At 51.0% G+C, this 17,562-nt stretch carries 13 protein-coding genes; 4 read left to right on the forward strand and 9 right to left on the reverse strand.

All coding sequences use genetic code 11. The annotated features are described in order from the left end of the window. Positions 1 to 21: 21 nt before the first annotated feature. The 4 genes from aceE to HNQ57_RS18305 form a co-directional block, all read right to left on the reverse strand. Entirely contained in the window at positions 22 to 2,667 is a 2,646-nt protein-coding gene (aceE, locus tag HNQ57_RS01095; RefSeq protein ID WP_184461109.1) for a pyruvate dehydrogenase (acetyl-transferring), homodimeric type, read from the reverse strand. 353 nt (positions 2,668 to 3,020) lie between these two features. Then, complete coding sequence (locus tag HNQ57_RS01100) at positions 3,021 to 5,891, reverse strand: insulinase family protein (RefSeq protein WP_184460789.1); 2,871 nt, start codon at positions 5,889 to 5,891, stop codon at positions 3,021 to 3,023. Between the two features lie 43 nt (positions 5,892 to 5,934). Continuing rightward, complete coding sequence (locus tag HNQ57_RS01105) at positions 5,935 to 7,017, reverse strand: AI-2E family transporter (RefSeq protein WP_184460790.1); 1,083 nt, start codon at positions 7,015 to 7,017, stop codon at positions 5,935 to 5,937. Positions 7,018 to 7,056: 39 nt separating this feature from the next. After that, positions 7,057 to 7,425, reverse strand: a complete 369-nt coding sequence (locus HNQ57_RS18305) for a sulfurtransferase TusA family protein (protein ID WP_476726647.1) — start codon at positions 7,423 to 7,425, stop codon at positions 7,057 to 7,059. Positions 7,426 to 7,493: 68 nt separating this feature from the next. Between HNQ57_RS18305 and HNQ57_RS01115 the strand changes: the two genes are divergently transcribed. The 3 genes from HNQ57_RS01115 (at position 7,494) to HNQ57_RS01125 (ending at position 9,581) form a co-directional block, all read left to right on the forward strand. Further along, positions 7,494 to 8,927, forward strand: coding sequence for a M48 family metalloprotease (locus tag HNQ57_RS01115; RefSeq protein WP_184460791.1), 1,434 nt, complete (start codon positions 7,494 to 7,496; stop codon positions 8,925 to 8,927). Positions 8,928 to 9,013: 86 nt separating this feature from the next. Continuing rightward, complete coding sequence (locus HNQ57_RS01120; protein WP_008249240.1) at positions 9,014 to 9,319, forward strand: RNA recognition motif domain-containing protein; 306 nt, start codon at positions 9,014 to 9,016, stop codon at positions 9,317 to 9,319. Next, entirely contained in the window at positions 9,273 to 9,581 is a 309-nt protein-coding gene (locus HNQ57_RS01125) for a VF530 family protein (protein ID WP_226968257.1), read from the forward strand. The genes HNQ57_RS01120 and HNQ57_RS01125 overlap by 47 nt, the downstream gene beginning before the upstream one ends. A 224-nt stretch (positions 9,582 to 9,805) precedes the next feature. On the opposite strand, the gene HNQ57_RS01130 is transcribed toward HNQ57_RS01125, so the two are convergent. The 3 genes from HNQ57_RS01130 to cysC all read right to left on the reverse strand — a co-directional run bounded on the left by HNQ57_RS01130 (position 9,806) and on the right by cysC (position 14,082). Next, entirely contained in the window at positions 9,806 to 11,941 is a 2,136-nt protein-coding gene (locus HNQ57_RS01130; RefSeq protein WP_184460792.1) for a molybdopterin oxidoreductase family protein, read from the reverse strand. Positions 11,942 to 12,134: 193 nt separating this feature from the next. Continuing rightward, positions 12,135 to 13,331, reverse strand: a complete 1,197-nt coding sequence (gene sat, locus HNQ57_RS01135; protein WP_184460793.1) for a sulfate adenylyltransferase — start codon at positions 13,329 to 13,331, stop codon at positions 12,135 to 12,137. Positions 13,332 to 13,470: 139 nt separating this feature from the next. After that, entirely contained in the window at positions 13,471 to 14,082 is a 612-nt protein-coding gene (gene cysC / locus HNQ57_RS01140) for an adenylyl-sulfate kinase (RefSeq protein WP_184460794.1), read from the reverse strand. A gap of 199 nt (positions 14,083 to 14,281) precedes the next feature. Between cysC and HNQ57_RS01145 the strand changes: the two genes are divergently transcribed. After that, on the forward strand, positions 14,282 to 15,166 hold the full coding sequence (locus HNQ57_RS01145) for a LysR family transcriptional regulator (RefSeq protein WP_184460795.1): 885 nt from the start codon (positions 14,282 to 14,284) through the stop codon (positions 15,164 to 15,166). A 25-nt stretch (positions 15,167 to 15,191) separates the two neighbouring features. Here HNQ57_RS01145 and HNQ57_RS01150 read toward each other — a convergent pair whose 3' ends face one another. After that, a complete protein-coding gene (locus tag HNQ57_RS01150; protein WP_184460796.1) occupies positions 15,192 to 16,385 on the reverse strand; it encodes a sulfotransferase family protein in 1,194 nt (397 codons plus the stop codon). Between the two features lie 33 nt (positions 16,386 to 16,418). Further along, entirely contained in the window at positions 16,419 to 17,543 is a 1,125-nt protein-coding gene (locus HNQ57_RS01155) for a DUF1214 domain-containing protein (RefSeq protein ID WP_184460797.1), read from the reverse strand. Positions 17,544 to 17,562 lie beyond the last annotated feature (19 nt).

A 17,562-nucleotide genomic window follows, 5' to 3' on the forward strand; every position in this document is an offset into this window, starting at 1 on the left:
AAAAAAATCCTTCTCTGTAAATTAGCGATAAAGCGGGTTGGCTTTTTCAGTATCAATACCAAAGGCCTTAATAGCCTTGGTAACAACACTCAATGCAATCAAGCCGTCATCGGCTAAGGCTTTAAGCGCAGCCACCACAATATAATGACGATCCACTTCAAAATGCGAACGAAGTTTGGCGCGCGTATCGGAGCGGCCGTAACCGTCAGTGCCCAAAACCACGTAACGCGATTCAATATAGGGTCGCAATTGCTCGCCATACGATTTGATATAGTCGGTAGCGCATATTACCGGTCCCTGCCGACCGCGAAGCTGCTCCGCCACGTAAGGCACCTTAGCGTCACTCTCTGGGTGCAACATATTCCAACGCTCGCAATCCAAACCGTCGCGGCGCAGCAAGTTGATACTGGTCGCACTCCAGACGTCGGCCTCAACTTTGTAGTCGGCTTTTAGTATTTCAGCAGCGGCTTCCACCTCGCGCAAGATAGTACCGCTGCCCATCAACTGCACTTTCAGCTTAGGCTTTTTAACTGCACTGGGCGCGAGGCAATACAAACCTTTAATAATGCCCTCGGCGCTGCCTTCTGGCATGTCGGGATGGGCGTAATTTTCATTCATCACCGTGACATAGTAGAAGACGTTTTCCTTGTCTTGGTACATACGGCGCATGCCGTCTTGAATAATCACCGCTAACTCATGAGAGTAAGTTGGGTCATACGACACACAGTTAGGAATCATATTCGCCATTAAATGACTATGACCGTCTTGGTGCTGCAGCCCTTCGCCGTTCAGGGTAGTGCGGCCCGCCGTTGCGCCCAGCAAAAAGCCCCGCGCCTGGGAGTCGCCGGCTGCCCATGCCAAATCCATAATTCGCTGAAAGCCGAACATAGAGTAGAAAATATAAAAGGGAATCATCGGGTAGTGATGATTACTATATGAGGTTGCCGCCGCCAACCACGCCGAGAAGGCTCCCGCCTCGGTAATCCCCTCTTCTAGAATCTGACCTTGCTTGTCTTCTTTGTAGTACATGATCTGGTCAGAATCATGGGGGGTGTAACGCTGGCCCTGAGAAGAGTAGATACCCAACTGGCGGAACATACCTTCCATACCAAAGGTTCGCGCTTCATCGGGCACAATAGGCACTATACGTGAACCAATTTCCTTATCTTTAACCAAACTCGACAGCATTCGCACAAAGGCCATGGTCGACGAAATTTCACGCTTACCGGTGGCCTTTAGCTGGGCGCTAAAGCTGTCTAGCCCTGGTATTTCCAATGCGTCAAAATCGGCCTGACGCGCAGGTAAGAAGCCACCGAGTTTTTCTCGGCGCTTGCGCATATAGACCATCTCTGGACTATCTTCAGCGGGCCGGTAATAGGGAACAGATTTCAGGTCTTCATCACTGATAGGCACCCCGAAACGATCTCGGAACTTTTTGAGTTCTTCTACGCCCAGCTTTTTCACTGAATGAGTTTCGTTCTGGGCCTCTCCGCCTTCGCCCAAGCCATAACCTTTTACGGTCATTGCCAGCACGACCGTAGGCCGCCCCTTGGTTTCCATGGCCCTGGCATACGCTGCGTAGACTTTATAGGGATCGTGGCCGCCGCGATTCAAATACATAATATCGTCGTCAGACAGATCTTTAACCAATTCCAATAGCTCTGGATACTTGCCAAAGAAATGCTCGCGGGTATAAGCGCCGCCATTCGCCTTATAGTTTTGCAGTTCACCATCGACGACTTCATTCATACGTCGACGCAGTAAACCGGTTTTGTCTTTTTCCAGTAATTTATCCCAATGGCGGCCCCAAATAACCTTAACCACATTCCAGCCGGCGCCACGGAATACGCCCTCTAGTTCCTGAATAATCTTACCGTTACCGCGCACAGGGCCGTCGAGGCGCTGCAAATTACAGTTCACCACAAACACTAAATTATCTAAGCCTTCACGGCCCGCCAATGCGATTGAACCTAATGATTCCGGCTCATCGCTCTCACCGTCACCCATAAAGCACCACACTTTGCGGTCACCGTGATCCACCAAACCGCGGCTGTGCTGATACTTCATTACATGTGCTTGGTAAATGGCCTGTATCGGGCCAAGCCCCATGCTCACGGTGGGGAATTGCCAATAATCAGGCATCAGCCATGGATGTGGGTATGAGGACAGGCCGCCACCGTCGACTTCACGACGGAAATTGTCGAGCTGGGTTTCGTCAATCCGCCCTTCAAGATAGGAGCGCGCATACATACCAGGGGAGCTATGGCCCTGATAATAAATTAAATCCGCTTTTTCACCGCCACGGAAAAAATAGTTAAACCCCACATCGTAAAGTGTCGCCGACGAGGAGAAGCTGGAGATATGACCACCCAAACCTTCATTATTGTCGTTGGCACGCATGACCATCGCCAGCGCATTCCAACGAATCATCGAGCGAATTTTACGCTCCATAAATAAGTCGCCGGGCATGCGGCGTTCGTCGCTGGGTTCAATGGTGTTGCGGAAAGACGTGGTAATCGCCGAGGGCAGCTGGGTACCGGCACGGGCAGCGTGTTTGGCCAAACGTTTCATCAAAAACGCGGTGCGGGCCCGGCCGCCGTTTTTCAATACGCCATCAAGGGCTTCGAGCCATTCTTGAGTTTCTTGAGGGTCTAGGTCTTCGCGCAAATCGTGATCTTGATACATACACAGTCCTTAGCAGTACAGTGGGCTGTCCAGACCAGCAAGCGTCAAGCTTAGAAGTGTTCCGTTTACAACTGGCGCACCGCAGAGCGATCAGCTCAAGGTGTTTGCATTCTGCCCGTTGGTGACGGTTATCACCTGGCCCGGCTGGGCTAAACGTCGGCCTTTTGAGCCAGCGAATACCCTAATAATTGGATTTATTTGCTCCTCGACAGTCGGTTTACGACTATCGAGAGCAAGAGATTTTTACAGCTTAGTTGCCATAAATCAACAAAATACTGATATTTATTATATGAATAAAATATAACGAAACCATCAAAAACAATGACATACCCCAGTTATTTAAACGAATAAGCCGGCAAGTTAGCTTTGAACTCCTCAGCACTTTGCACTGGCTTCCCCACTGGCAGGTGATTCGGCCACTTCCCAGCCGCATACAATAGTACACCTCGCTGCGACGTCGCGCCCAAGTCGCGTTTAGCCGCGGCCAACCAGTCATCGTAACTCAAGGCGTTTAAGGCCTGAACTAACTGCTCCCGACTATCAAACTCAGCGTAATTTTCTAGCAAATCCTGCCAATGCCGACCAGCGGCCTCCCACAGATTCTCGGGCTGCTCAGCTAGGCGCTTGAGCAAGCTCGCCTTGTGCTGGCGAAAAGTTGCTTCGTCAACACCGGCTGCCAACCAGTCTTTCACATACTGATTAATTTCTGCTTGCAGCGTAGCCGCATCAACAACAGAGGATTGCACTAAAAAGATCAAACCGCCCACTTCGCGCTGAGGATAGACACTTGCGCTGACCACATAGCCTAACTGCTTGCGGGTGCGCAATTGGTGATAAAAATCAGCGCTTAAAATTTGGGCGGTTAATCCCATCGCCACCCTCGCTTGCTTGCCGGTTTCTGCGCTCTGTAAATAGAGTAACGCGGCGCTGTCATCGTGCTCAGCGGCGATTTCACGCAGAGTATTGGTCTCGGACAACTGGCTAATATGCTGCATTGGCTTGGTCGGAGACGGCTTAACAGGCAATACTTTTGTTACAAGTTTCGCTAATTGTTGCGCATCTTGCTGATCAAAATTTCCGTCGAGCAACATCCGCAACTGAACCGACTCCAATACGGCCTTTGCATGCGCGGCCACCCCCGCCATGGTCAGCTTTCGCGTCGCCGCCTCATGGGCCGCCAACCCGGGGTTTTCATGATTCAACATACGTGGCAGCTCGGCAATCAACTGCTGATAAGGTGATTGTTTTACGGCGTTTTCAAACTGGCGTAAGCGCTGGGCCTGTAAGCGTGCAAAGCGATTTTCCTGCCATGCCGGCGATTTCAAGGCCGCCAATATTTGCGCCAATAACTCGCCCTGTTTCTGGTTAAAGCCACCAATACTAATTTCAATGCCGCGCCAATCGACATCTAGGTCAAAATCCAGGCCCGCTAACTGCGCGGGGTAGGTCAACTCATTGAGCTGGTCCTTAACCATTCGCAGCCACATCTCAGTCTTGGCCAAGGACTCTGCATCACTACTGGCTTTTTCTGTTGCCAACTGCAGATACAATTTTGCCTTTGGCAGTTCAAAAATATCGTCGGTATTCAACCAAAGTTCAATGGGTGCGGCGCTAGGCACAGGAACGGGTTTGCTCTCGCCTCGACCGCGTTTCAAACTAAAATCACTGGCAACAAAATTATTCTTCGCTGGCAATGTTAAAGCCTTGGACGATCCCGACGCCCAAGCCGCTAATTCGCCTTGGGTAATAGGTCGTTTGCTATACCCAACCTGATAACGGGGAATATCAATGGTCGGTTTTACCCCCGGCGCCACTAGAGTAATAAAGCTATTATCCGGTCGCATCGCGGCGAGGAACTCAGCCAGCAATTCAGGCTGATAATCGTCCATTAAATACGGTGCGCGCATTACCTCGGCGGCAGGGTATTTTTGCATAGCCATCGACAATTGCACCACGTCGTTTATCGGCGCTGGCTGCGCGCGAAACAAAAAGCCCTGAATTGCCAAACCTGCCTGCTCAGCAAAGCGCCAACGCTCAACACCTTGCGCTCGCAGTTGCGCAATATTTTGGTATATGAGTGCGACTATCTCATCGGCGTGTTTTAGACCCACCTCGGTGAGCGCAACCTCAATTCCGAACATCGCCCCGCCCTGGTAATTCAAACTTTCACCAGCACTCAAACCATCGGCCCAACCTTTACTCTTAAGCACTGACAGCAAGCTGCCTTCACCTTCGTGACCAAGGATGTTGCCAATGTAATTTAACGGCTTGCTGCGCCAGTGGGGCTCGGCATCTGGCACGGGGAAATTTACCGACAAGGAGCGACGATTCTGTACAGGTTGAATATTGATCCAACGCGGCAAGTCACCAGCCTTAAAGAGCGGTGCAACAATTGCATCAAGTTGACGCTCGCGATTGGCAACACCACTGAACTTAGGCCGCACCATCGCTTCAAGCTCGTCCAATGATTCGCGACCAATGACCGTTAAAGCCATAATATTGGCGGAGTAATTGCGCTGATAAAACGCTAACAACTGCTCGCGCAGCGCCGCCTCATTATCACTGTGCAGGGTCTGTAAATTACCCACTGAAAATTTTGCAAAGGGGTGCGCTGGATTAACTTGGGCCTTAAAGACCGCCAACTCTCGACGGCGATCATCTTTAATCCTTGCTCGGTATTCCGAATTCACTGCATTGACTTCCCGGCCCACATACTCCGCATTAAACAGTGGCGCAACAAAAAACTGAGCAAACTGGTCTAGCGCCGGCTCGAGCGAGTCGGCACTGATATCAAAGAAATAATTAGTGTCTTCAAAACTTGTAAACGCGTTATGACTACCACCATGAGCGGTAATGAAGGCCTGATATGAACCCGCCTCAGGGTATTTTTCGGTTCCCAGAAATAACATATGCTCTAAAAAATGCGCCAAACCTTGGTAATTCTCGGGATCTTGCCGACTGCCCACATTCACATCCAAAGAGGCAGCTGCTTTATCGGCGCCGGCATCAGATATCAAGAGCACTTTTAGACCGTTCTCCAGCACCGTATAGCGGTATGCGCGTTGATCGCTAGGGGGTTTGGCTACCGCCGCAGACTCCCCCGCAATGCCAAATTTGGCGCTATTTAAGCCGACACTCTCCAACCAAGCACAGGCTGAAAGTTGCAACACAAAGAGGAACACAAACGTCGATTTCAAATAGCTCACAAAGCATCCTTATTAATAAAACAAATTCGCGACACAGGTAAAATTATTCCGCAACGGGTGCCTTCGCCGCAGAGTGTTGGCGCACTGGCCTAGGCCAAGCGTAAATAATAGCCTTAACCAAGGTCGCTAAGGGAATGGCGAAAAATACACCCCAAATACCCCACAAGCCGCCAAACACTAATACCGCCACTATAATGGCGACCGGGTGCATATTAACGGCTTCAGAAAACAACAGCGGTACCAAGACATTACCATCGAGTCCCTGAATCACGCTGTAAACCATAAATAGCGTAAAAAACTCACCACCCCAGCCCCACTGAATATACCCCACCAACAACACCGGCAAGGTTACAACCGCCGCGCCAATATAGGGAATCACCACCGACAGCCCCACTAACAATGCCAATAGAGCAGGATAATTAAGGCCAATCACTTCAAAGCAGATATAAGACACCACGCCAACAATAACGATTTCTACCGCCTTGCCCCGCACATAATTGGCGACTTGCACATTCATCTCTGACCAAACTGCACTCAGCAAGGGCCGATGATTTGGCAGAAAACTCGCCAACCAGCCCAAAATCGTCGCTTTATCCTTTAAAAAGAAAAACACCAAAATCGGAATTAAGACAATATTAATCATCAAACCCAGCAAATTGGGCAGCTGCGCGATTGAAAAGCTCAGTAAATATTGACCGACCGACCCCAGTTCTTTGGTGGCAATCGCCATCCACTCACGAATTTGTTGCTCGGTAAAAAGCTCGGAGCGCTCCGGCAGGACCAGCAATACATGCTGGAGCTTGCGGAGCATGGTTGGCAATTCCTGAAACAAATTAATCAACTGCTGCCAAACCAGTGGCAACAAGACCACCAGCACACCAAAAAAGACACTGACAAAAACCGTATAAGCTACCGCGATGGCCAACCATTGGGGCGCGCCAGCCCGACTTAAGCGCGCGATAATGCCCTGCATCATAAAAGCCAAAACAATGCTCGCCACAATGGGCACCAGCACATTGCCAAGGCTTAACATCATCACGAGTACTGCGGCGATTAACAGCAGCAGGACTACTGTCTCCTCTTCCGCAAACAAGCGATCAAACCACGAGCGAACAATACCCAGCATGAAGCAATCCTTTATGAATGATAACGGGGAATGAAAGGCCTATTTCTTTCTGAACAAGTAACGATAGCCAGCATCCTGCTCTTCGCTGAGTAACAAGGTATGACCACTTTGCTTGGCAAATACCTCAAAATCCCGCCAAGAACCAACATCGGTGGCAAGCACCTCAAGTACCTGACCTGCAGCCATGCGGTTAAGCGCCTGCTTAGCTTTTAACAAGGGCAGCGGACAATCTAAGCCGCTGGCGTCTAAATAGATATCAATATGCGTCATAGGCTCAATGTGTGAAATCGAATTTTCGCTAGTATAGCCTGCTCGTCTAAATGGCCCAAGCAAGGGAATTGCTGCAGCACCCCAGCAGCGCGTTTGAGGCAGAAACTCCCTAGCACTTTTAATGAATAATGAGGTCATAGAGACTACGCTCTTGTATTATCAAGGGCCATATCGCGTTCCTCTGTTAGAGTGGCTAAGGATTTTTTGTGTTAAAACGTGCCTTCGGTATCAGCCTTATTGTGTTCGGTAGCCTTGTATTTGCCGACAACAGCCCCAGCGACAACCTACCTGATTTAGGCGATGTCACCGCCTCACGCTACTCCGCCCAGCAAGAACACGACTTGGGCAGGATGTGGCTGAAAATGTTCCGCAATAGCGTAAAAACAGTTAACGACCCCTTGATGCAAGACTATATCGAAGGGCTGCTCTACCGTCTCGCCTCCCACAGCGAACTGAAAGACCGCCGTCTCGAGACGGTGATCGTCGATAACGCCACCATCAACGCCTTTGCGGTTCCCGGCGGGGTCGTCGGCGTACACAACGGTATATTCCTCTATACCGACAACGAAGCGCAATTAGCTGGAGTACTCGCCCACGAAATTGCCCACCTCAGTCAGCGGCACTTTAGCCGCTCAATGGACAATGCCAAGCAAAGCACCATACCCACCCTCGCGGGTTTATTGGCCGGGGTTGTGCTGGCCGCAACAGCAGGCGCCGATGCGGGCATTGCAGCAATAACCGCCACCCAAGCCGCCGCATTGGACAGCCAATTGCGCTTTAGTCGCCAACACGAACAAGAAGCGGATCGGCTCGGCATGGAAACACTGTCTAAAGCCAATATGGACCCCAATGGTATTCCATCGATGTTTGTGAATATGAATGCCAATAGGCGCTACGCCCGCTCGAAACCGCCAGAATTTCTGCTGACCCACCCTCTCACCGACAGCCGGATTAGCGACAGCGCCAATCGCGCTCGTCAATACCCTAGGCAGGTCTATACCGACAACCTAAACTTCCAATTAATGCGAATGCGGGCGACTCTTCAGCACAGCAAGAATCCAGAGGACCTGCTTAAAAACTGGCAAAACGACAGTGGCGTGAACGGCGAGGCGCGCCGCTACGGCGTGGTTATTGCCTTAATCGCCCTAAATCGCTGGCAAGAAGCCGACGAGCAACTCGCCGCCCTGCTCAAAGACGACGGCAGCCGCATCGCTTATCAGTTGGCCAAAGCCGACATCCTCGTAGGCCAAAAGCGCTATAGCGACGCCATTCGTTTATTGCAAAGCCAGTTGGCTATCGCCCCCAACAACAACCCCTACACGGTAAAGTTGGCGGAAGTATTACAGCTCGACAACCAGTTTGATGAAGCCGACAAGGTGCTGAGCTTGCAATCCAGACAGCGACCAAACGACCCTAATCTGTGGTACCAATTGGCAGAAGTGCGCGGCTTGGCGGGCAATATTCTCGGTGTGCACATGGCCCGCGCCGAGTATTTTATTTTGCAGGCGCAATTTGAGAGGGCAAAAATGCAGTTACGCTATGCCTATGAATTAACGGTGAGCAATAAAATTCAACAAGGTCGCATCAAACAACGGCTAAGAGATATTACCGATATGGAAGAAAAACTGAAAAACCTCTGAGGGATTCACAAATCCAGCGGGCTTTTACGCGCAGTTAAAGCCCATAAGCGCTATACTTCGCGGCATATCACTAAAACGGCCGCACCATGAAATTACTTATTCGCAACCTCAACCGCACCACCACCGAAGCCGAGCTACTTGACCTGTTCGAAGCCTACGGCGCGGTGCAATCGCTACAACTCGTTAGAGACGAAGACGCTAATCTGTCTAAGGGATTTGGTTTTGTTAATATGCCGAAGGCCGGTGAAGCCAAGGTGGCAATGCAAAACCTTAACGGGAAAATTATTGGCGGCTTTAAAATCCGCGTAAAAAGGGCTGAAGACCGTGTTGAAGAAACTGCGAGCGATGAGCTTGACGATACGCAAGCGCCTGACACCGACCGCAATGACTGAAAAAGCGGCCAATACCTCGGCCACCCAAAAGGCATCGCCAACCGCTAAAGACCCCATGCACGGCATGACCTTAGAAATGATCCTTGTCCAGCTCGAGCAACAATTCGGCTGGGAAGAATTGGGCCGCCGAATCAAAATAAAGTGCTTTACCGACAACCCCAGCGTGGCCTCTAGCCTCAAATTTTTACGTCGTACCCCCTGGGCCCGGCAAAAAGTAGAAGCGCTGTATATTCGGAGTCAACGTTCGCCGCGAAAGGCCTAACATCAGGAGCCTTAAGCCCGACGCTACCGACAAATTACTCCCGCTAAAGCTAGCTAACCAACACGCCCCCAGCTTAATGCCGCAAGCACCCAATATAGACTCCTGCCTACGCAGGAGTGACGAACTATATAGAGCAGTCGCACAGCAGTAAATTGCATTCAGCATCAAGTTATAGCTGCGCAGTCAGCTAGCCATGTAAGCGCAGGCATGCACCTACATCGCCCTTAAATCGCCTGCAGGGTCACTGGTACGCCGTTCAACACCGCATTGCCCGACAATTCATCGAGATGCATTTCATCGGTCAGATCATTCACGCTCACTCCCGCGTGGGCCTCAGCCTCCAGCCACCGGGTGCCACTGCGGTGATGCCCCCAACCGTGGGGAATACTCACTACGCCAAGCATCATCTCGTCACTAATCGCCGCCGCCAATTCAATGCTGCCCACCCGCGAGCTAACCCGCAGCTGCTGTCCATCTTGAATATTAAGATGCCGCGCATCTTCAGGATTTATTAAAACAGTGCAGCGATCCTTACCTTTGACTAAGCGATGACTATTGTGCAACCAAGAGTTATTACTGCGCACATCCCGCCGTCCAATAAGCAAAAGCTTGTCACCCCCGGTATCGCGATTAAAGAAACGGGTGTTCACTCTTGCGAGGTCTTTCAAGAAAAACGCCGGTTCGAGGTGCACCTTACGATCCGCATGGTGGCTAATCGCCCCAGAGGCCGGTTTTAATGCCCCCAAATCCACGCCGTGGGGTGATTTCTTTAACTTATTCAAGCTCAGCCCCGCAAATGGGTTTTTACCACCGCCATAGGGCCCTTTACGCAATAAGACGTTGAGTAAGCCCGATGGACCCATACGGCGAATTGTATTGCGGGCAAGCTTTTCCTTGAGACTATGAGCTGGCTGTAAGCGGTCCCGCAGGCCGAGTAATATTTCCCAGTCGTGACGACCATCTTTGGGCCTGGGAAACAGCGCCTCGGCATAGCGCGCATTATTGCGCACCGCCAGCACATTAAAGGTTACATCGTAGTGCTCGCGCTCCAGTGGGCTCACTGGCGGTAGAATGAAATCGGCGTGGCGACTACTTTCATTGATATAAAAGTCGACCGCCACTAGCAAATCTAATTTCTCAAAAGCACGATCAAGCTGCTCGCCATTGGGGGTCGACAACACCGGATTCCCAGCGATCAACATCATACCCTTAATCTGCCCCGCGCCCGGCGTGGTAATTTCCTCTGCAAGCGTTGCTACTGGCAACTCACCATTAAATTCGGGCAAGCCCCGCACCCTGCTGTGGTAGCGGCCCATGTGACCACGGCCACTCTGAGCCAAAATATCAACAGCGGGTTTGGTAAACATCAGCCCTCCGACACTGTCGAGGCGCCCAGTCAGAATATTAAAGAGCATAATCAGATACTGGGTTAAGGTGCCAAATTCCTGCACGGACACACCTAAACGCCCATACATAACCGGCTGCGACGCCGCGCAAAAATCATGCACCATAGTGCGAATAACCTCAGCGGACATTCCCGTCAGCGGTGCCACTTTTTCAGGGCTAAACTCCGCAAAGCTCGCTGCCAAGTGCGCGGGATCTTGGTCAAGGTGCTCAGTTAAACTGCCCGTGTTCACCAAATCGTCTGAGAACAAGACATTGAGCATTGCGAGCAATACCAACACGTCACTGCCTGGTCGCACAAAATGATGCGCGTCGGCGAGCTCCGCCGTTGCTGTGCGACGGGGATCAACGACCACCAATTTACCGCGTTTGCGCACATCTTTAAGGCGCTGCTTAACATCAGCAACACTCATTATACTGCCGTTAGACGCCAAGGGATTCGCACCGAACATTAAAAAGTGATCGGTATTATCAATATCGGGCACGGGGATCCGCAGCTGATGGCCAAACAGTTTCCAACACACAATATGGTGAGGCAGCTGATCGACCGACGTCGCCGAGAATTTGTTTTTGGTCTTCAAGGTCCGCAATAAGCCGCCGCTCATCAGAATCGAGCCAGTGTTATGAACATTGGGGTTGCCCAAGTACACACCAAAGGCGTCGTTGCCGTGCTCGGCCTGCAGGCTGGCAATTCGCGCTGCCACTTTATCCAGTGCATCGTCCCAGCTCAGCTCCTGCCATTCCCCATCCACTTTATGCAAGGGCCGGCGAATACGGTCGGGATCTTCATATAAGTCTTTCAGAGCAATCGCTTTAGGGCAAATATGGCCGCGACTAAAGCTGTCGTCTTCGTCGCCTTTTATTGAGGTTATAACGCCGTCGTCAACCTTGATGGCAATGCCACACATGGCTTCACATAAGTTGCAGGTGCGGAAATGGGTTTTGCTGGCGGACATACTCATACCCTCTTATTGTTGAGATGGGGAAAAGCTTAGTGCAGCGATGTTAGCAGCGATTACACACAAATACCTCATTTGATCTCCATATCGCACTATTCCAAAACAGATCGCCATCAAGCAGGCAAAAAAAAGCCGAGGCGACGAGCCTCGGCTTTTTTAGCAGCCACCTAAGTGCGGCGGCAATACTAACTTACGCTTTTGCGTCTTCGATCTGATAGTACTCCATCAGAATCTTAGCCACTTCTGGACGCGAAAATTCCGGTGGCGGCGCAATGCCATTGCCCAGCATTTCCCGTACCTTGGTGCCCGACAGCAACACAAAATCTTCTTTGCCGTGATCTGGCGCGTCGCGCATCATGACTACTTTATCTAATTTCTTAGAGTAAGCAGTATGGTCGGCGCGGTAAATTTCGATATCCATGGCGCCAGCAGGTACTTTCTCATCGAAAATAGTCTGGGCATCAAAACCGCCATAGTAATCACCCACACCGGCGTGGTCGCGACCAACAATCAGGTGAGTACAGCCGCAGTTCTGGCGGAACAAGGCGTGCAAGACTGCTTCGCGCGGGCCAGCGTATAACATGTCAAAGCCGTAGCCAGTAATCATTACGGTGTTTTTGGGGAAGTAAACTTCAACCATTTTACGGATAGACGCGTCGCGGACATGCGCAGGAATATCACCCGGCTTAAGCTGGCCTAACAGCATGTGAATCAAAATTCCGTCAGTGCCCAGATCTTCCATGGCCATGCGGCACAGCTCTTCGTGAGCACGGTGCATTGGGTTGCGCGTTTGGAAAGCAACCACCTTCTCCCAGCCACGCTCAGCAATTTCATTGCGAATCTCGACCGCGGTGCGGAAGGTATCTGGGAAATCAGCTTGGAAGTAAGAGAAGTTCAGCACCTGAATCGGGCCAGACAACATGATATTGCCCTGGGCTTTAAAGGTCTGTACACCGGGGTGTTTGTCGTCCAATGTGCCGAAAATATTCTCGGCCATAAAGTCGATTTGCTCAGCGCTAACGGTTTCAACCGCTTCAACGTCCATAATCGCCAAGACAGGATTACCGTCAACATTGGGATCGCGCAAGGCAATGCGCTGGCCGGCAGTGATGCCCTGAGCATCTTTACTCAGGTTTACAATTGGCACGGGCCAGAACAGACCATCGGTCGTGCACAAGTCCTTCGCCACGGCCAGTGAGTCGGCTAGGTTCATATAGCCTTTCAGCGGGGTGAAGTAACCTGCACCCAACATAACCGCATTAGCAGCAGCGGCAGAGCTAACCAGCAGTGAAGGCAGCGTTTCAGCTTCGGCATTCAGGGCGTGGTGTTTTTCAGTGTCGTAGACAAATAGTGGGCTAAGTTCTTCGGCGCCATGGGGTTTGATCATTTATAGATGCTCCGTTAGGTGGTCTAGTACGGTATTAAAGTAATTCGTTCTTACAGCCGGGCTAAATGCTGGACGGGAGATGAGAGACGCTTAAAACCAAAGCGGCTCTGCGTTTACCGTCTCCCATCCAGCGTCTCCCTTAAATTATTCCGCGCGCAGTCATCATTTCCAGTAGCACGGCCACTTCTTCTTCCAAGCTCTGCTCGTGGCTGTTTAATACCAATTCAGGCTTGAGTGGCGCTTCGTAAGGGTCGTCGATGCCCGTGAAGTTTTTAATTTCGCCAGCGCGGGCTTTTTTGTACAGACCTTTGGGGTCGCGCTCTTCGGCGACGGCCAGCGGTACATCAACATGAACTTCGATGAAGTCCATATCACCTGCCACGTGCAGTTCACGAACAATATCGCGGTCCGCGCGGTAAGGGCTAACAAAGCTCGACAATACGATAACGCCGGTGTCGACAAACAACTTAGAGATTTCGCCAATACGACGGATGTTTTCAGTGCGATCTTCGGCGCTAAAGCCCAAGTTTTTGTTAATACCCAAGCGAATATTGTCACCGTCTAAACGGTAGCAGAGATGACCTTTTTCCATCAGCGCCTTTTCTAGAGCAACGGCGACCGTGCTTTTACCGCTGCCAGACAGGCCGGTAAACCACAAGGTGGCGCCTTTTTGGTTTAACAAGGCATTGCGGTCTTCACGGCTTACTTCGCCGTCGTGCCAATGTACATTGGTCGCTTTAACTTCAGTCATGTATTCAACTCCGCTGGGCTGCTGATCGTCAATTCACTAATCGAAAACTGTCTAGTGCTAAGCGCGCCTGTTCAAGCGGCACTTAACACTGAGGGTCGCCATAGTAAAAGCATTTTTATCACAAGTAAAACAGGCTATTATTATAGTCAGTATCGATTTTATCGATACTGACTTCCGTAATCACCGCAGCCCAAAGTCCATGAAATACACAATCAGGCAATTAGAGATTTTTCTCAGTGTAGCCAAATTCCAAAGCGTGTCTAAGGCCGCCGAACAGCTCTGCCTATCGCAATCAGCCGCCAGCGCTGGCCTGCAAAGCTTAGAGAAAGCCTATGGCGTCACCCTCTTCGACCGCCAGGGTAATAAAATCAAACTCAATCCCATCGGCCACACACTGCGCAAGGAGGCCGAAACCCTGTTCGCCCACTGCCAGCAATTTGACGATGCCTTAACCCTGCATAGCGACATTGGCCATCTCCGCGTGGGCGCCAGCTTTACCATCGGCAATCATTTGGTGGTGCGCTACTTGGCGGATTACTTAAATAAATACCCGGAAGCCGACGTGCAGCTAGAGACCGCCAACACGCCGGAGGTAGTCGCCAAGGTACTGAATTACGAGGTTGACGTGGGCATGATCGAGCGCGAAGTTCAGCACCGCGAACTCGAACTCATTCCCTGGAAGGAGGACGAGCTGGTGGTGTTTTGCAGTGCTACTCATCCGCTGGCTAAGAAAGGCCTACTCAACGACGCCGACATTAAAGCCGCCCGCTGGATATTGCGCGAACCCGACTCTGGCGCCCGCCATACATTTGACCGCGCCCTTGCCGGATTGCTACCCGAGATCGAAATTTACCGAGAATTCAAACACAACGAGGCCATCAAAAGCGCCGTTGAATCAGGTCTTGGTATCGGCTGCCTGTCGAAGGTGGTTTTGCAAAACGACTTTCGCAATGGCGATTTAGTGCCCTTAAAGCTCGCCAATCGCGACATGACTCGGATGTTTTATTTTGCCCTGCCCAAACAGCGCCACAACAAAAAAGCCGTGGAGTTCTGGATTTCGCTATGCAGTAAACTGGGCGAATAAATTACCTTGCCCAGTTTATACTTCCCTAAACGACGAAGCGCTGTCGATACTCAGCAAATTGCGCCTTCAAGCCCGCTTCCGTTAAGCCAAACTGCGCTAAGGTATATTCGTGAGCTGGCCGACTGTCACGACGATTGGCTTCCTGGTGCTGCTCCATCGCCAGCTTCGCCGCTTCGGTAAGTTCCATACCAATAAAATTGTAGACCTTCTGAACCGAGCTCAAGGGGTCTGCAACGGTATCTTTATACCAAACATCCAAGAACGCCTCGGGTTGGCGATCACGGGTTTGCAAGGTATGTAAGGTGCCTCTGGCGTATTTCGCAGCCCACTGTTCCCCCACCACTTTGCCATCAACGTTATCACTTCCCAAAACCCACAGGTTGTAATTCATGCTTGCTGCCGAGGGTATAGTCTGCAGTGGGTCGCGATGGGTTTGCACAATTTTGGCGTCAGGAAACACCTTTAATAAGGTCGCAATGTGGTGGATATGATGAGGGGTTTTTAGCAACCAACACGCCGCCTGTTGGCCGCTGCACTTTTTTTGCCACTGCAAAAACTGCAACAGCCGCTTTAGGTACTGATAGGCTGGGGTATTGTCATTCTCGTCGTTCCATTTTCCGTAAGTCGGTACATTGCAAAAGGCATCGGGTACCGTGCTGTAAAAGCTGTGTTCCAATAATAAAATATCTTCATCAGCCGCTATCGGGTCCATGGGGTGAATCGCGGCAATTTCTGGATTTGCCGCCAGCATGGCCGCCACTTCCGCCTCTGCCGAGCTGATACGCGAGTCTTTAGTTTTAAAATCCCAATCTAATTCGGGCGCTGGATTTCGCACTTCGTACCACAACGGCGCATAAAAACGTTTGTCCGCCGCAAGTATGCGGTGGAAAAAGGTTGAACCTGTGCGCTGCAAGCCAATAATCACCACTGGCGCAACAATGTCTTCGTTCAATATTTCCGGGTATTTAGCAATCCAGGCCTCCACACGCAGACGGTTGATGAGAATATTCAAAATCCGCTGATATTGGCCAAAACGACCGCCAGCATTGAGGTTTGCCTCGTCGTTTAAGGACTTGACCAATACCGCCAATGGCTCGCGAAAAGAGTCATCACCAAAGTCGCTTAGACCAGTGACCTCAGTGGCTTCACGCAATAGCGCGGCAACACTCAAATCCACTGCTGGTATTGCCACTGTTGTATTACCTTGCTCTGTACCCACGGAAAATCTCCTTTTTATTTATTATGCGACCAATCACGGTGCCTGTATTAGCTGCGGCAATTCATGCATTTTTACTACTCGGCACTGGGGCTGAGGATGTTCTGCAGCGCCTATCCACCGAAACGCCATAGTTCCCTCGCGATGACCTGTAGTATCTAACCAATTAACACAGCTCGGGTCTGTTGCGCCAACGACAATGCTGACACCGCTATCGGAGCGATAATGCGCAGTATGCTTATTAAGATGAATTTGCACATAGCGATATTCCAGTGACTCCATCCAATAATTATTAAGCTGAAAATTCCAGTTATCGCATTCCGGAATACGGTCTACCTCAATCAATAAGGCCTCGTCATCAGCCAATTTAAAATAGCCGTGATAGTAAAAAATATTGGGATCACCACCAAGTTTCTGGCAATAAGCCTGATCCGCTGGTGGCAGGGAGTTTGGGTGTGCCTTAAAGTCTTGCGCCCAATCTGCGAACAAGCTCGCAGTGCCCTTCACAAAGGCGGTGGTCTTACGCAAACTTTCCACGAGCTGCGTTGCTTGCAAGGGCGCGGGCTTTGCGCCATCAGCATTAAGGCGCTCAATTCTAAGGTCGGCAAACACCTCGGTGTTTCGGTCTAAAAAGGTTTCGCGCACCAAAACAGCAAGCGTGTCGTCGGTAATTTTAAGCCAATTGCCCGGCTGCGGATGCCGCGACAAAATTACCTCGACACTGCCGTCGGCATTGACCGCCAAGCCGCTGTGGGTATCAAGCGATGCCACCGAGCGCATATTGCCATCGGCCTCTTCGTAGCCCCCTGCAATCGCAATAAACCCCAAGTACGCGACCGTGCCTCGACTGCCACTAATGCGATAGTCGTTCATGCCATTAATTTCCGCGCGCAGATAAATATTGTCTGGGTTGTCGGCGCCAATTTTCGCGGTTTCATGGGAGGGTCGATAAAACGTCGGGAAGTCGCGATCGCTGCACTCCATAAACATATCGAGGCCAATACGCGTTAAGCGCGTTAAGTAGCGCCAGCCTTCGGCGCGATTGAAGGCATCATTTGGCGCCTCAGCGCGAAGAATTTGCTGCCCCGCAGCCTTCAGCTCGTCACAGAATTGTTCCCAAATTTCGCCGCTGACGACCTCGTCGGCTGAGTTGTTTGCCATTGACTGTCTCCTTTTATTA

This window comes from Zhongshania antarctica (assembly GCF_014202945.1).
GTDB lineage: Bacteria > Pseudomonadota > Gammaproteobacteria > Pseudomonadales > Spongiibacteraceae > Spongiibacter > Spongiibacter antarcticus.

Bases quoted from the DNA above. Each gene is read 5' to 3' on its own strand.
- sat (WP_184460793.1), bottom strand. From the start codon at position 13,331: ATGATCAAACCCCATGGCGCCGAAGAACTTAGCCCACTATTTGTCTAC.
- HNQ57_RS01120 (WP_008249240.1), top strand. From the start codon at position 9,014: ATGAAATTACTTATTCGCAACCTCAACCGCACCACCACCGAAGCCGAG.
- cysC (WP_184460794.1), bottom strand. From the start codon at position 14,082: ATGACTGAAGTTAAAGCGACCAATGTACATTGGCACGACGGCGAAGTA.
- HNQ57_RS01130 (WP_184460792.1), bottom strand. From the start codon at position 11,941: ATGTCCGCCAGCAAAACCCATTTCCGCACCTGCAACTTATGTGAAGCC.
- HNQ57_RS01125 (WP_226968257.1), top strand. From the start codon at position 9,273: ATGAGCTTGACGATACGCAAGCGCCTGACACCGACCGCAATGACTGAA.
- HNQ57_RS01105 (WP_184460790.1), bottom strand. From the start codon at position 7,017: ATGCTGGGTATTGTTCGCTCGTGGTTTGATCGCTTGTTTGCGGAAGAG.
- HNQ57_RS01155 (WP_184460797.1), bottom strand. From the start codon at position 17,543: ATGGCAAACAACTCAGCCGACGAGGTCGTCAGCGGCGAAATTTGGGAA.
- HNQ57_RS01145 (WP_184460795.1), top strand. From the start codon at position 14,282: ATGAAATACACAATCAGGCAATTAGAGATTTTTCTCAGTGTAGCCAAA.
- HNQ57_RS18305 (WP_476726647.1), bottom strand. From the start codon at position 7,425: ATGACCTCATTATTCATTAAAAGTGCTAGGGAGTTTCTGCCTCAAACG.